This is a genomic window from Streptomyces capoamus, from assembly GCF_014654935.1.
GTDB lineage: Bacteria > Actinomycetota > Actinomycetes > Streptomycetales > Streptomycetaceae > Streptomyces > Streptomyces capoamus.
On record NZ_BNBF01000006.1, the window covers coordinates 57,365 to 69,806 of the forward strand.

At 73.7% G+C, this 12,442-nt stretch carries 12 protein-coding genes and 1 pseudogene; 8 read left to right on the forward strand and 5 right to left on the reverse strand.

Features of this window, described 5'->3' with window-relative positions; translation table 11 throughout:
- Positions 1–430: ACT domain-containing protein (locus tag IE312_RS39635; RefSeq protein ID WP_229899570.1), on the forward strand; the 430-nt coding region annotated here is incomplete at its 5' end.
- A 78-nt stretch (positions 431–508) separates the two neighbouring features.
- On the opposite strand, the gene IE312_RS11635 is transcribed toward IE312_RS39635, so the two are convergent.
- Positions 509–2,032, reverse strand: a complete 1,524-nt coding sequence (locus tag IE312_RS11635; protein ID WP_189980933.1) for an MFS transporter — start codon at positions 2,030–2,032, stop codon at positions 509–511.
- Between the two features lie 97 nt (positions 2,033–2,129).
- On the opposite strand from IE312_RS11635, the gene IE312_RS11640 reads away from it, so the two are divergent.
- On the forward strand, positions 2,130–2,720 hold the full coding sequence (locus IE312_RS11640; RefSeq protein WP_189980935.1) for a TetR/AcrR family transcriptional regulator: 591 nt from the start codon (positions 2,130–2,132) through the stop codon (positions 2,718–2,720).
- On the opposite strand, the gene IE312_RS11645 is transcribed toward IE312_RS11640, so the two are convergent.
- Entirely contained in the window at positions 2,717–3,970 is a 1,254-nt protein-coding gene (locus IE312_RS11645) for an MFS transporter (RefSeq protein WP_189980937.1), read from the reverse strand. The genes IE312_RS11640 and IE312_RS11645 overlap by 4 nt on opposite strands.
- Positions 3,971–4,017: 47 nt before the next feature.
- Here IE312_RS11645 and pdxR point away from each other — a divergent pair, with 47 nt between their 5' ends.
- Complete coding sequence (gene pdxR / locus IE312_RS11650; RefSeq protein ID WP_189980939.1) at positions 4,018–5,433, forward strand: MocR-like pyridoxine biosynthesis transcription factor PdxR; 1,416 nt, start codon at positions 4,018–4,020, stop codon at positions 5,431–5,433.
- Between the two features lie 28 nt (positions 5,434–5,461).
- Here pdxR and IE312_RS11655 read toward each other — a convergent pair whose 3' ends face one another.
- The gene (locus tag IE312_RS11655) at positions 5,462–6,760 is read right to left on the reverse strand and encodes a PucR family transcriptional regulator (protein WP_189980941.1); all 1,299 of its coding nucleotides are present in this window, start codon (positions 6,758–6,760) and stop codon (positions 5,462–5,464) included.
- A 165-nt stretch (positions 6,761–6,925) separates the two neighbouring features.
- Here IE312_RS11655 and IE312_RS11660 point away from each other — a divergent pair, with 165 nt between their 5' ends.
- The 3 genes from IE312_RS11660 to IE312_RS11670 all read left to right on the forward strand — a co-directional run bounded on the left by IE312_RS11660 (position 6,926) and on the right by IE312_RS11670 (position 10,152).
- On the forward strand, positions 6,926–7,852 hold the full coding sequence (locus tag IE312_RS11660; protein ID WP_189980942.1) for a proline dehydrogenase family protein: 927 nt from the start codon (positions 6,926–6,928) through the stop codon (positions 7,850–7,852).
- A gap of 39 nt (positions 7,853–7,891) precedes the next feature.
- Positions 7,892–9,523, forward strand: coding sequence for an L-glutamate gamma-semialdehyde dehydrogenase (gene pruA, locus IE312_RS11665; protein ID WP_189980944.1), 1,632 nt, complete (start codon positions 7,892–7,894; stop codon positions 9,521–9,523).
- 89 nt (positions 9,524–9,612) lie between these two features.
- Positions 9,613–10,152 carry a GNAT family N-acetyltransferase gene (locus IE312_RS11670; RefSeq protein ID WP_189980946.1) on the forward strand — a complete coding sequence of 180 codons (540 nt, stop codon included), beginning with the start codon at positions 9,613–9,615 and terminating at the stop codon, positions 10,150–10,152.
- 51 nt (positions 10,153–10,203) lie between these two features.
- On the opposite strand, the gene IE312_RS11675 is transcribed toward IE312_RS11670, so the two are convergent.
- Positions 10,204–10,557 (reverse strand): hypothetical protein, encoded by a 354-nt coding sequence (locus IE312_RS11675; RefSeq protein ID WP_229899572.1) that lies wholly within the window; start codon positions 10,555–10,557, stop codon positions 10,204–10,206.
- A complete protein-coding gene (locus IE312_RS11680) occupies positions 10,547–11,014 on the reverse strand; it encodes a DUF6228 family protein (RefSeq protein ID WP_189980948.1) in 468 nt (155 codons plus the stop codon). Before IE312_RS11680 ends, IE312_RS11675 begins: the two co-directional genes overlap by 11 nt.
- A gap of 313 nt (positions 11,015–11,327) precedes the next feature.
- Here IE312_RS11680 and IE312_RS43785 point away from each other — a divergent pair, with 313 nt between their 5' ends.
- Both IE312_RS43785 and IE312_RS11685 read left to right on the forward strand, forming a co-directional pair.
- A complete protein-coding gene (locus tag IE312_RS43785) occupies positions 11,328–11,456 on the forward strand; it encodes a hypothetical protein (RefSeq protein ID WP_268254310.1) in 129 nt (42 codons plus the stop codon).
- Positions 11,457–11,655: 199 nt separating this feature from the next.
- Positions 11,656–12,442: pseudogene (locus IE312_RS11685) on the forward strand (3-isopropylmalate dehydrogenase); the annotation flags it as partial.

The window sequence follows — 12,442 nt, forward strand, 5'->3', positions numbered from 1 at the left end:
CCCGCTGTTCGCGCAGGAGCGTGGGGTCGAGGTGCGGCTGACCACCAGCTCCGAGTCGGCCGAGCACCGCAACGTGGTGACCGTGCGCGGCACGCTGGGCACCGGCGAGGAGGTGTCGGTCTCCGGCACGCTGGCCGGCCCGAAGCACGTCCAGAAGATCGTCGCGGTCGGTGACTTCGACGTCGACCTGGCCCTCGCCGACCACATGGTCGTCCTGCGCTACGAGGACCGCCCGGGTGTCGTCGGCACCGTCGGCCGCATCCTCGGCGAGGCGGGCATCAACATCGCCGGCATGCAGGTGGCCCGTGCGGCGGTGGGCGGCGAGGCGCTCGCCGTGCTGACCGTGGACGACACGGTGGGCTCCGGCGTGCTGGCCGAGGTCGCCGCGGAGATCGGTGCGACGTCCGCCCGCTCGGTGAATCTGGTCTGATCCGCCCGCGCCGCAACGCCGGACGGGCCGGGGTTCCCCCGGCCCGTCCGGCGTTTCGCACCCCCTGCTTCCGTCCGTCTACTTCCGCCCGTTCTCCCCGGCCTCGACCCCGCGCAGCGACACCGCCGCGCCCACCGCGGCCAGCACCAGGATCACCGCCCCGGCCAGCGCGGCGCCCCGCATGCCGCTGGTGAACGCCTCCCGGGCCGTGGCGAGGAGGGTGTCGCCGGACCGGCCGGGCAGGCGGGCGGCCGTCGCGAGGGCGCCGCCCAGGGTCTCGCGGGCCTGGTCCGGCGCGGTGGACGGCATCTCGTGGCGGTAGAGCGCCGTACCGATGGAGCCCAGGACCGCCATGCCGAGCGCGCCGCCGAACTCGGCGCCGGTCTCCAGCAGGGACGAGGCCGTGCCCGCCCGCTCCGCCGCCGCACCGGTCATGGCGAGGTCGGTCAGCTGGGACATGATCGCGACCATGCCGCAGGCGAGGACGCCGGCCCCGGCGAGCACCAGCCACAGCGAGTCGGTGCCGACGAGGGCGAGCACCGTGAAACCGGCCGCCATGGCCGCGAAGCCGCCGGCGACGACGTACCCCCGGTCCACGCCCCGCTGGACGAGCGCCGCCGCGACCGGGCCGGCCACCCCAATGAACACCGAGGGCAGCAGGCTCCACAGGGCCGCCTCCAGCGGGCTCTTGCCGAGGACGGACTGGAGGTACTGCGTGGTGAAGATCGCCGAGCCCATCATGGCGAGGCTGGCCACCAGGGTCAGGACCAGCGCCGGGGTGAAGCCGCGGCCCTTGAGCAGGGCCGGCGGGATCAGCGGTGAGCCGCCGGTGCGCTGGCGCCGGACGAACAGGGCCGCGAAGAGCAGGCCGACGGTGACCGAGACGACGTACAGCGGGTGCCAGCCCTCGGTGGGGATCTCCTTGAGGCCGTAGATCACGGGCAGCACGGCGGCCAGGGACAGCGGGACGCTCGGCCAGTCGAAGCGGCCGGGCGCGGGGTGCCTGGACTCGGGCAGCAGCACCGGGCCGAGGACGAGCAGCAGCGCCATCGCGGGCAGGTTGACCAGGAAGACCGAGCCCCACCAGAAGTGCTCGACCAGGACGCCGCTCATCACCGAGCCGAGGGCGATGCCGCCGGTCATCACGCCGGACCACATGCCGATCGCCTTCGCCCGCTGGGCCGGGTCGGTGAACATGGTGCGCAGCAGGGCCATCGTGGAGGGCATCAGGGTGGCGCCGCCGACGCCGAGGACGGCGCGGGCCGCGATCAGGGTCGCGGCGCTGTCGGCGTAGGCCGCGAGGAGCGAGGCGGCGCCGAAGGCCGCGGCTCCCCCGAGGAGGAGCCTGCGGCGGCCGATGTGGTCGCCGAGCGCGCCCATCGTCATCAGCAGCCCGGCCAGCACGAAGCCGTAGATGTCGAAGATCCACAGCTGCTGGGTGCCGCTCGGGTGGAGGTCGGCGCTGATCGCGGGGGTCGCGAAGTACAGGACGGAGACGTCCATCGAGACCAGCAGCAGCGGCAGCATCAGCACACCGAGCGCGGTCCACTCTCGGCGCCCGGCTCGGGCGGGGGCGGTGGTGCTCGTCGCGTTCATCGTCATGCCGGAGACTGTACGAGCGTCTTAAACGATTGTCTAGAACGATTGTATAAGTCAGTTGTCTAGGACGCTTGTATGGGTCGCGGGTAGGGTGGTCGGCATGGGACACCGTGAGGATCTGCTCGAAGGCGCCAAGCGCTGCCTGCTGGAGAAGGGCTTCCTGCGCACGACCGCGCGGGACGTCGTCCGGGAGTCGGGCACCAACCTGGCGTCGATCGGCTACCACTACGGCTCGAAGGACGCGCTGCTGGTGCAGGCGTACATCTCGCTGATCGAGGGCGTGGGGGAGCGGTTCGACCCCGGCGCGGGCGTGGAGACGCACCAGCCGCCGGGCTCCCTGGAACGCTTCCGGGAGGTTTTCGCCGGCATCATCGCCACGGTCCCCGAGTCACGGGCGATCTGGCTGCTCAGCTTCGAGCTGATGTTCCAGGACGAGCGGCTCCAGGAGGTGCGCAAGCTGCTGGCCGAGGCCCAGCGGGAGGGCCGGGCGGGGCTGGCGTCCATGTTCACCGGCGTCCCGGAGGCGGACCTCGCCCCGGAGGCGGTCGAGGCCGAGGGCCGCCTCTACCAGACCCTCCTCAACGGCCTCATGGTCCAGTGGCTCTTCGACCCGGACACGGCGACCACCGCCGACCAGCTCACGGAGGGGCTGCGCCGGGTGATCGCCGGAGTGGACGGGGGCACCCGCTAGGGCTGCGCCGGGCGGGGTGGGAAGGCGGCACGGGCCGGCTGGGCCTGCACCGGCGGGTGGTCGTCGCCGCCCTCCCGGCCGTCCCGCAGCGCCGGGACCAGCGCGCCCAGCATCAGCAGCCCGGTCAGCACGAACCCCCGCGCGTACCCCAGGTGCGCCGCGAGGAGCCCGAAGCAGGCCGCGCCCACCCCCATGCCGCCGTCGTAGGCGAGGTTCCACAGGGCGCTGACCGTGCCGTACGAGGCGGCGGAGACGCGGCTGTACATGAGGGTGAGGGTGGCGTTCTGGGTGACGCCGAAGCCGGTGCCGAAGACCGCCGCGCCCACCAGGACGGCGACCTGGCTCGACGTCGCCGCGAGGGCCGACAGCCCGGCGGCCGACAGCAGCAGCCCCGGTACGACGAGCCGCGAGGGGCCCCGGCGGTCGCCGTACCGTCCCGCCGCCCAGCGGGCCGCCGTCGACGCGCCGCTCTGCACCAGCAGGGCCGCCGTCACGACGCCGGCGGCGCGCGGGACCGCCAGCGGCAGGAAGGTGACGAGGACGCCGGCGGCGACGGCGGTGGCCCCGAACGCCACGGTGGGCCGCCGCAGCCCACCGGCCCGCACCGCCCCCACCATGCCGACGGCCGGCGCCCGCTGCCCGCCGGCCGGCGCCGCGTTCCGGTCGGCGGAGCCCAGCGCCGGTACCGTCGGGATGACCACGAGGGCGGCCAGGCCCGCCGCCGTGGTGACCGGGGCGTAGCCGGCGTGGCCGGCCAGCCAGACGCCCAGGGGCAGGGCGAGGAGCGCCGGCACCCCTCCGACCAGGCCGACGACTGCCAGTCCCTCGCCCCGGCGCCCGGCCGGGATCAGCGCCGCCGTCACGGCCCCGCCGGCGACCATCGTGAGGCCGAAACCCAGGCCGCGCACCAGGCACACCGCCGCCGTCCAGGCCGGGGCGCCGGACAGGGGCAGCACCAGCGCCGGCGCGCCCAGCAGGAAGAGGCCGGCGGCCAGCGGACCCCGGTTCCCGTACCGGTCGAGGATCCGGGGGCCGGCCAGTTCGCCGAGCACCGTGGACAGCATCAGCGCGCCCGTGGCGAGGCCCGCCCCGCCCGGCCCGGCGTGCGCGGGGACCGCGGACAGCAGCAGGAAGAAGCTCACCGTCGACCCCACCACGCCGACGAACCGCAGCAGCAGGGCGCGGCTGAGCAGCGGAGGCCGGGTGGCCGGGGCGGCCGTCGGGTCGGCGGATCCGGTTGTCGGGTTCATGCCGCCGACGCTAGGCGGCGACCGGACCCCCGGTAAGCTCCAATTCCATGCCCGTGCAGTGGACCGGTCTCACCCCTGAACTGCTGCTGACCGTCGACCGGGGCAGCGGGGAGCAACTGCGCCTCCAGCTGGAACGGCAACTGCGGGACGCGATCCGCGGCGGACGGCTGCACGCCGGCGAACGGCTCCCGTCCTCCCGGGAGCTGGCCCGCCAGCTCGGCCTGTCCCGGGGCCTGGTCCAGGACTGCTACGCCCAGCTCCAGGCCGAGGGCTACCTCGTCACCCGCGTCGGCTCGGCCACCCGCGTCGCCCCCTGCGCGCCCGCCGCCCCGGCCGCGCCGCCGGCCGCGCCGGCCCCCGAACCGCCCCGGCTGATCGCCGACTTCCGGCACGGCGTCCCCGACCTCGCCTCCTTCCCGCGTGCCGACTGGCTGTGGGCGGTCCGGGAGGCGGCCCGCCGGATGCCGACCGCCGACCTCGGCTACGGCGACCCGCGCGGCAGTCACGGCCTGCGCACGGTCGTCGCCGCCTACCTGCGCCGGATCCGCGCGGCCGCCGCCGACCCGGACCACACCCTGGTCTGCTCCGGCTACGCGCAGGGGCTGGCCCTCGTCCTGCAGGCCCTGGCCGGGGGCGGTGTCCGTGCCGTCGCCCTCGAGGACCCGGGCAGCCCCACCACCGCCGCCGCGGCCGTCCGCGCGGCGGGCCTCACCCCGGTCGCCGTCCCGGTCGACGAACATGGCATCGACGTAGCCGCCCTGGAGGCGAGCGGCGCCCGCGCGGTGATCGTCACCCCGGCCCACCAGTGGCCCACCGGGGTCCTCCTCGCCCCGGAACGCCGGCACGCGCTGCTCGGCTGGGCGCGGCGCCACGACGCGTACGTCATCGAGGACGACTACGACGCCGAGTTCCGCTACGACCGGGAGCCGGTCGGTGCCCTCCAGGGCCTCGCGGCCGACCGTGTCGTCTCGATCGGCACGGTCAGCAAGTCCCTGGCTCCCGCACTGCGCATCGGCTGGCTGCTCAGCCCGCCCGCGCTCACCGCGCGGCTCTCCGAGCTGAAGCGGATCGCGGACCGGGGCACGCCCACCCTCGACCAGCTGGCCCTCGCCCGGCTGATCGAGTCCGGCCGCTACGACCGCCATCTGCGGCGCATGCGCGGTCTGTACGGGGCCCGCTGCACGGTGCTGCGCGCCGCCCTCGCCGAGCACGCCCCGGAGGTGCGGCTGTCCGGACTGGCCGCGGGCTTCCACGCCGTGGCCCACCTGCCGTCCGGCGCGGACGAGCAGGAGGTGGTCGACGCGGCGCGCGCCCGCCGCGTCGGCCTGTACGGCATGGGTGCCTTCCGCACCGCGCGGACCGCCGCCCCGCCCCGGCTCGTCCTCGGCTTCGGTGACGTGACCGAGCGGGCGATCGCGGAGGGCATCGCGGCGGTGGGCCCGGTCCTGACGGGCTCGGCCTGAGAGGGACGCGGCCCGGTGCGCGGCCCGGCTACAGCCGGGCGCGCTTGAGCGCCATGTGCAGCAGCAGCCGGTCCTCGCCGTCGTCGAGGTCCAGGCCGGTCAGCTGTTCCACCCGGGACAGGCGGTAGTAGAGCGTCTGGCGGTGGATGCCCAGCTCGGAGGCCGTGCGGCCGGCCTGGCCGGCGCAGTCGAGGAACACCTCGGCGGTGCGGGCCAGTTCCCGGTGGGCGGGGGAGAGGAGCGGGCCGGCCACGGGGTCCTGCGCGGCCTGCGGCGGCAGCGCGGTCAGCAGCCGGTACGGCCCGATCCGCGCCCACTGCGCGACCGGCCCGAAGCGCGGCTCGGCCAGCGCGGCCCGCGCGGCGGCCACGGCCTCCTGCCAGACCGCGCCCAGCTCGGCGAGGCCGGTCCGGGGCTCGCCGACCCCCGCCGCGACGGCTGCGCCCGCGGCGCCGGCGGCCCCCGCGGTGAGCCCCGCCGCGACCGCCGCCGCCACCCGGGCCCCGGTCCCGCGTGCCGCTCCGCCCGCCGCCCCGCGTGCCTGCTCGGCTTCCTTCAGCAGCCGGCCGGCCGCCGCCAGCGCGGGCGTGTTCGTCCCGGTGGTCCGCAGCCGCACCAGCAGCGCCAGGCTCTGCCCGGTCGGTCCCCATGGCAGCGTGCACAGTGCGGTGGAGTGCGGGATCGTACGGGCGGCCGGGGCGTCGTCCGGGTCGGCCGACGGCCAGGGCGCGACGCACACCAGGGTGTGCGGGTCGTCCGCGCGGGGGCCCAGGGCGGTGCGCAGGTCGGCCACCGCCATGTCCCGCTGCCAGCCGCTCTCCGCGGTGAGCACGGCGCGCAGCTCCCGGCTGAGTCCGGCCCCGGCCTCCGCCTCGTCGGCGAGCAGGGCGCCGATCCGGCCGGCCACCCGCATCGCGGCGGCCAGCTGGGCATCGGTCGGCCCCGGGTCGCCGTCCAGCAGCCAGACGTAGCCGAGGACGACGCCCCGATGGCGTACGGGCAGGCAGATCCGGCCGCGGTAGACGCCGGCCCCGGGGCTCGGCGGGATGCGGACCGGTCCGGTCGCGCGGGTGATGCCGAAGCCCTCGAACCAGGCCCGGACCGCGGCCGTGGAGCGCCGGGTGAGGATCGAGCGGGTGCGCACCGGGTCCAGCGCGGTCGGGTCCAGCTCGTCCTCGCTGTCGTAGGCACCGAAGGCGATCAGCTCGAAGTCGCGGTTCTCCAGGGTCGCGGGCACCCCGAGCAGCTCCGAGATCTCGTCCACCAGCTCCTGGTAGTCCGCCTTGAACGCCTTGAAATCCGCCGCCACCCGGGCATTCTCCCTCATTCCCCGGCCATCTTCATACAACTGTCTGAGATCCCGGGCACGGATGCGTGACAGCTGTCGATGGCCGACGATCGGAGGGATCCATAGGTTTCACGGTGGTTCTCCGTGCCGTACCCGAATCGTCGGGCGACGGCCGAATTCGGTGCTTGTCTGTGGAGGTGCCCCGTGCTGGGTCCCGTGATTCTCGCCGCGTCGCGCAGCGACCGGATGCGACGCCTGATCTCGGCGGCCCCGGTCACCAAGCAGGTCGTCGACCGCTTCATCCCCGGCGAGACCGTGGCCGACATCGTCCCGATCATCGAGGAGCTGACGGCCAAGGGCCTGGAGCTGACGATGGACGTCGTCGGCGAGGACATCACCACCCCCGAGCAGGCCACCGCCGCCCGGGACGCCTACCTCACGCTGATCGACCACCTCAGGGAGCTGGAGCTCGGCGAGAAGGTCGAGATGTCGGTCAAGCTGTCCATGTTCGGGCAGGCCCTCCCCGGCGGCCACGAGCTGGCCCTCGCCAACGTCCGCCCGGTGGTCGAGGCGGCCGCCGCGATCGGTACGACCGTGACGCTGGACGCCGAGGACCACACCACCCTCGACTCGATGTTCGCCATCCACGAGGAGCTGCGCAAGGACTTCCCGCAGACCGGCTGCGTCATCCAGGCCTACCTCTTCCGCACCGAGGCCGACGCCCGCCGCCTCGCGGCCTCCGGCAGCCGCGTCCGCCTGGTCAAGGGCGCCTACAAGGAGCCCGCAGAGGTCGCGTACCAGCAGAAGCACGAGATAGACAAGGCGTACGTCCGGATCCTGCGGATCCTCATGGACGGCGAGGGCTACCCGATGATCGGGTCGCACGACCCGCGCCTGATCGCCATCGCCCAGGAGCTGGCCCACCAGGCCGGCCGCAAGCTCGGCGAGTACGAGTTCCAGATGCTCTACGGCATCCGCGGCGACGAGCACCTGCGGCTGGCCGCCGAGGGCCACCGCATGCGCGTCTACACCGCCTACGGCACCGACTGGTACGGCTACTTCATGCGCCGCCTCGCGGAGAAGCCGGCCAACCTCCGGTTCTTCCTCCGTTCCATGGTCAGCAAGGGCTGAGCCCGAACACCCGCTCACGTACAAGGAGTTACGGATCTCATGGACGCTGTGACCCAGGTCCCCACCCCCGTCAACGAGCCGGTGCACGGCTACGCCCCCGGCTCGCCCGAGCGCGCCCGGCTGGAGGTCAAGCTCAAGGAGCTGGCCGAGAACCCGATCGAGCTGCCCATGACGATCGGCGGCGAGAAGCGGCTGGGCGGCGGCGAGCCGTTCGAGGTCGTCCAGCCGCACAACCACAAGGCGGTCATCGGCACCGGCCGCCACGCCACCCAGCAGGACGCGCGGGACGCCATCGACGCGGCCCTGGCCGCCGCGCCGGCCTGGCGCGCGATGTCCTTCGACGACCGTGCCGCGATCATCCTGCGCGCCGCCGAGCTGCTGGCCGGCCCGTGGCGCGAGACGCTCGCCGCCTCCACCATGCTGGGCCAGTCCAAGACCGCGCAGCAGGCCGAGATCGACACCCCCTGTGAGCTGGTCGACTTCTGGCGTTTCAACGTCCACTACGCCCGCCAGATCCTCGCCGAGCAGCCCCCGGCGAACTCCCCGGGCGTGTGGAACCGCCTGGACCACCGCCCGCTGGAGGGCTTCGTCTACGCGATCACGCCGTTCAACTTCACGGCGATCGCCGGCAACCTGCCCACCGCCCCCGCCCTGATGGGCAACGTGGTGGTCTGGAAGCCGTCCCCGACGCAGACCCACGCGGCCGTCCTCCTGATGCAGCTGCTGGAGGAGGCGGGTTTGCCCAAGGGCGTCATCAACCTCGTCACCGGCGACGGCATCGCGGTCTCCGAGGTCGCCCTGAACCACCGCGACCTGGCCGGCATCCACTTCACCGGTTCGACCAAGACCTTCCAGTACCTGTGGAAGACGGTCGGCACCAACATCGAGAAGTACCGCTCCTACCCGCGCCTGGTGGGGGAGACCGGCGGCAAGGACTTCCTCGTCGCCCACCCCTCGGCCGACCGCGCGGTGCTCAAGACCGCCCTCACCCGGGGCGCCTTCGAGTACCAGGGCCAGAAGTGCAGCGCCACCTCCCGCGCCTACATCCCGGCCTCCATCTGGAACTCCGGCTTCAAGGAGGAGTTCGCGGCCGAGGTCGACTACCTGACCATGGGTGACGTCACCGACCTGTCGAACTTCATCGGCGCCGTCATCGACGACCGCGCGTTCGCCAAGAACAAGGCCGCCATCGACCGCGCCAAGGCCGACCCGGCCTGCAGCATCGTCGCGGGCGGCAGCTACGACGACTCGGTCGGCTACTTCGTCCGCCCGACCGTCATCGAGTGCACCGACCCGGAGAACGAGGTCTTCACGACCGAGTACTTCGGCCCGGTCCTCGCCGTGCACGTCTACGAGGACGACAAGTACGACGAGATGCTGACCCAGATGGAGTCGGTCTCCGACTACGCGCTCACCGGCTCGGTCGTCGCGAACGACCGCGCGGCGGCGGCCTACACGATGGAGAAGCTCCGCTACGCGGCCGGCAACTTCTACATCAACGACAAGTCGACCGGTGCCGTCGTCGGCCAGCAGCCCTTCGGCGGCGGCCGCGCCTCCGGAACCAACGACAAGGCCGGCGCCCCGCAGAACCTCCAGCGCTGGACCCTGACCCGCGCCATCAAGGAGACCCTGGTCCCGCCGACCGACTACGGCTACCCGCACATGGGCTGATCACCGAGCCCCCGCACACGGGCCGGGAGACCTGACACCGCTCGGGTCTCCCGGCCCGTCGGCGTCCGGGGCCGATGAAACAGTGGAGCATGACCACTCAGCTGCGACTCGCGCACACCGCCGCTCTCGATCCGTCCGAACTCCTCGCTGTACGGGCCTTGTTGGACGAGGCGTTCGACGGGGACTTCTCCGACGCCGACTGGGACCACGGGCTCGGCGGGATGCACGTGCTGATCCGGGACGAGGACGGGATCGCCGCTCACGGGGCGCTCGTGATGCGCCGGGTCCGGCACCGGGGGCGCTGGCTGCGGACCGGGTACGTGGAGGCCGTCGCGGTGCGGGCCGACGTGCGGCGCACCGGGCTCGGCGGGCGGGTGATGGCCGAGCTGGAGCGGCTGGCCGACCGGGCCTACGACCTCGGCGCGCTCGCCGCCAGCGAGGACGGGGCGCCGCTGTACACGGCCCGCGGCTGGCAGCGCTGGCCCGGGCAGGTGCACGCCCTCTCGCCGGACGGGATCGTGCGGCTGCGCGAGGACGAGGGCGGGGTGTACGTCCGGCCCGCCCTCGCCGGCCCCCTCGACCCCGGCGGCGAGCTGGTCTTCGACTGGCGCGACGGCGACGTGACCTGACGCCGCCCGCGGTGCGCGCCGAGGGAGGGGCGGTGCGGCGCCGCGCCCCGCTCAGTCCGGGGCCGGGGACTCCTGCGCCGCTGCGCGCTCGGCGGCGAACTCGTCGAGGAGTGCGAAGAGGACCTCGATCGCGTGCTGTTCGTCCTCGGGCGGTAGGTTCCAGGGGTCGTCCCAGCCGTTCGGGAGGGCCAGGTGGAGGACCTGACCGGGCCAGGCGTGGTCGCAGCCGTGTCCGCGGCGGGCGACCAGCCAGTCGTGCCAGCCGGTGAGCCCGGGCCCGCCGTGCCGCTGGGCGTGCTGGTCGTACCCGGTCAGGAACGCGGTCAGCAGGGGGAAGGAGGCCTTGCCGACGAACATCCCGGGACGTCGGCCGACGCCGGCGAAGTACGCGCGCTCAGTCGTCACCGCACCCCCGATGCTCCTCGGCGAGGAAGTGCCGGAGGTCGGCGGCCAGGCCGGTCAGCTGCTGGCCGGCCTCCAGCCACGTGGTGGCCGAGGCGCTCCATCCGCCGGCGGCCCTCGGCCGGGGGCGCAGGGTCCAGGTGAGCCCGACGTGGCCGCCGGACCGGAACACGGCCGACACCGTCAGGTCCCTGTCGTCGGTCCGCCAGCTCCGCTCGCCGTCCCATCCCCGGTAGTCCGCGGCCAGTTCCTCCAGGAACGCGGCGAGACCGCTGTCGCGGACCCAGGCGACGACGCCGTCGACGCGCGCCGTCAGGCCCGGGGCCCGCAGCTCGACGGCATGGCGCACGCGGTCCGCGTCGGGGCGGGACCGGTCGCGGAAGGTCACGCCGACGGAGGTGTCGTCCTGGCAGCGGACGGTCACGCCGGATGCGTCATCGGCGCCGGGGGAGGTGGCCATGGACGGAACGCTAGGCCAGCCCCGCGTTCTGCGTCATCCGGATTCCCCCGAGCTCGCGCCAGCCCTCGAAAGCGCAGGTCGGCGTGGTGTGGCCCGGTCCGCCGTCTCAGATAGTAGGAAGTCCGAGTACTTGTGCAGACAGCGACGGGTGACTCCCTTAGTTTTGTAGGAGCCGAACGTCTCGCTCGATCCAGCGAATGGCGGTCGTGAGCCGGGCCCCGTGCAGGCAACCCCTGCGGCCGGTGCTCCCCGCCCCTTCCGGTGACTCGCAACCCTCACTGCCTGCTGCACGTATGCCAAGGAGTCGATCGCCATGGCCGAGACGACCGTCCGCCGAGTCCGCCACACGTCCCGTACGAGCGAGTCCGACCGTCAGAACGCCGCGGCCGCCCTCCAGCGCGCCCTGGACCGCCGGGACAACGGCGGCGCGACCGGCCACTGAGCCGGACACGCGTGACCCGGACCCCGCGTCCCCCGGACACCCGCCGGCGACCGCGTCCTCCGGGGCACGGCGTGCCCCCGTCCGCGTGTCCGCATGCCGGACAGAGCGTGTCATCCCATGGGACGAGGAGTAGGGTGCCCGCATGTCTCGCAGCATCAATCTCGCAGTGATCCCCGGTGACGGCATCGGCCAGGAGGTCGTGGCCGAGGGTCTCAAGGTCCTCTCCGCCGTCCTGCCGCAGGATGTGAAGCTGGAGACCAAGGAGTACGACTTCGGCGCCAAGCGCTACCACGCCACCGGTGAGACCCTCACCGACGCCGACCTCGACTCCCTCAAGCAGCACGACGCGATCCTGCTCGGCGCCATCGGCGACCCGAGCGTCCCGTCCGGCGTCCTGGAGCGCGGCTTCCTGCTCAAGCTCCGCTTCGCCTTCGACCACCACGTCAACCTGCGCCCCTCGAAGCTGCTCCCCGGTGTCGCCACCCCGCTCGCCGGCCAGCCGGAGATCGACTTCGTCGTCGTCCGCGAGGGCACCGAGGGCCCGTACACCGGCAACGGCGGCACCATCCGCAAGGGCACCGCGCACGAGGTCGCCACCGAGGTGTCCGTCAACACCGCCTACGGTGTCGAGCGTGTGGTCCGCGACGCCTTCGAGCGTGCCCAGGCCCGCCCGCGCAAGAAGCTCACGCTGGTCCACAAGAACAACGTGCTGACCTTCGCCGGGCACCTGTGGACGAACATCTTCCACCAGGTGGCCGAGGAGTACCCCGAGGTCACCACGGACTACGTCCACGTCGACGCCGCGACCATCTACCTGGTCACCGACCCCGGCCGCTTCGACGTCATCGTCACCGACAACCTCTTCGGCGACATCATCACCGACCTCGCCGCGGCCGTCTCCGGCGGCATCGGCGTGGCCGCCTCCGGGAACATCAACCCCAGCCGTGCGTTCCCGTCCATGTTCGAGCCGGTCCACGGCTCGGCCC

Bases quoted from the DNA above. Each gene is read 5' to 3' on its own strand.
- IE312_RS11635 (WP_189980933.1), bottom strand. From the start codon at position 2,032: ATGACGATGAACGCGACGAGCACCACCGCCCCCGCCCGAGCCGGGCGC.
- IE312_RS11640 (WP_189980935.1), top strand. From the start codon at position 2,130: ATGGGACACCGTGAGGATCTGCTCGAAGGCGCCAAGCGCTGCCTGCTG.
- IE312_RS11645 (WP_189980937.1), bottom strand. From the start codon at position 3,970: ATGAACCCGACAACCGGATCCGCCGACCCGACGGCCGCCCCGGCCACC.
- pdxR (WP_189980939.1), top strand. From the start codon at position 4,018: ATGCCCGTGCAGTGGACCGGTCTCACCCCTGAACTGCTGCTGACCGTC.
- IE312_RS11655 (WP_189980941.1), bottom strand. From the start codon at position 6,760: ATGAGGGAGAATGCCCGGGTGGCGGCGGATTTCAAGGCGTTCAAGGCG.
- pruA (WP_189980944.1), top strand. From the start codon at position 7,892: ATGGACGCTGTGACCCAGGTCCCCACCCCCGTCAACGAGCCGGTGCAC.
- IE312_RS11670 (WP_189980946.1), top strand. From the start codon at position 9,613: ATGACCACTCAGCTGCGACTCGCGCACACCGCCGCTCTCGATCCGTCC.
- IE312_RS11680 (WP_189980948.1), bottom strand. From the start codon at position 11,014: ATGGCCACCTCCCCCGGCGCCGATGACGCATCCGGCGTGACCGTCCGC.
- IE312_RS43785 (WP_268254310.1), top strand. From the start codon at position 11,328: ATGGCCGAGACGACCGTCCGCCGAGTCCGCCACACGTCCCGTACGAGC.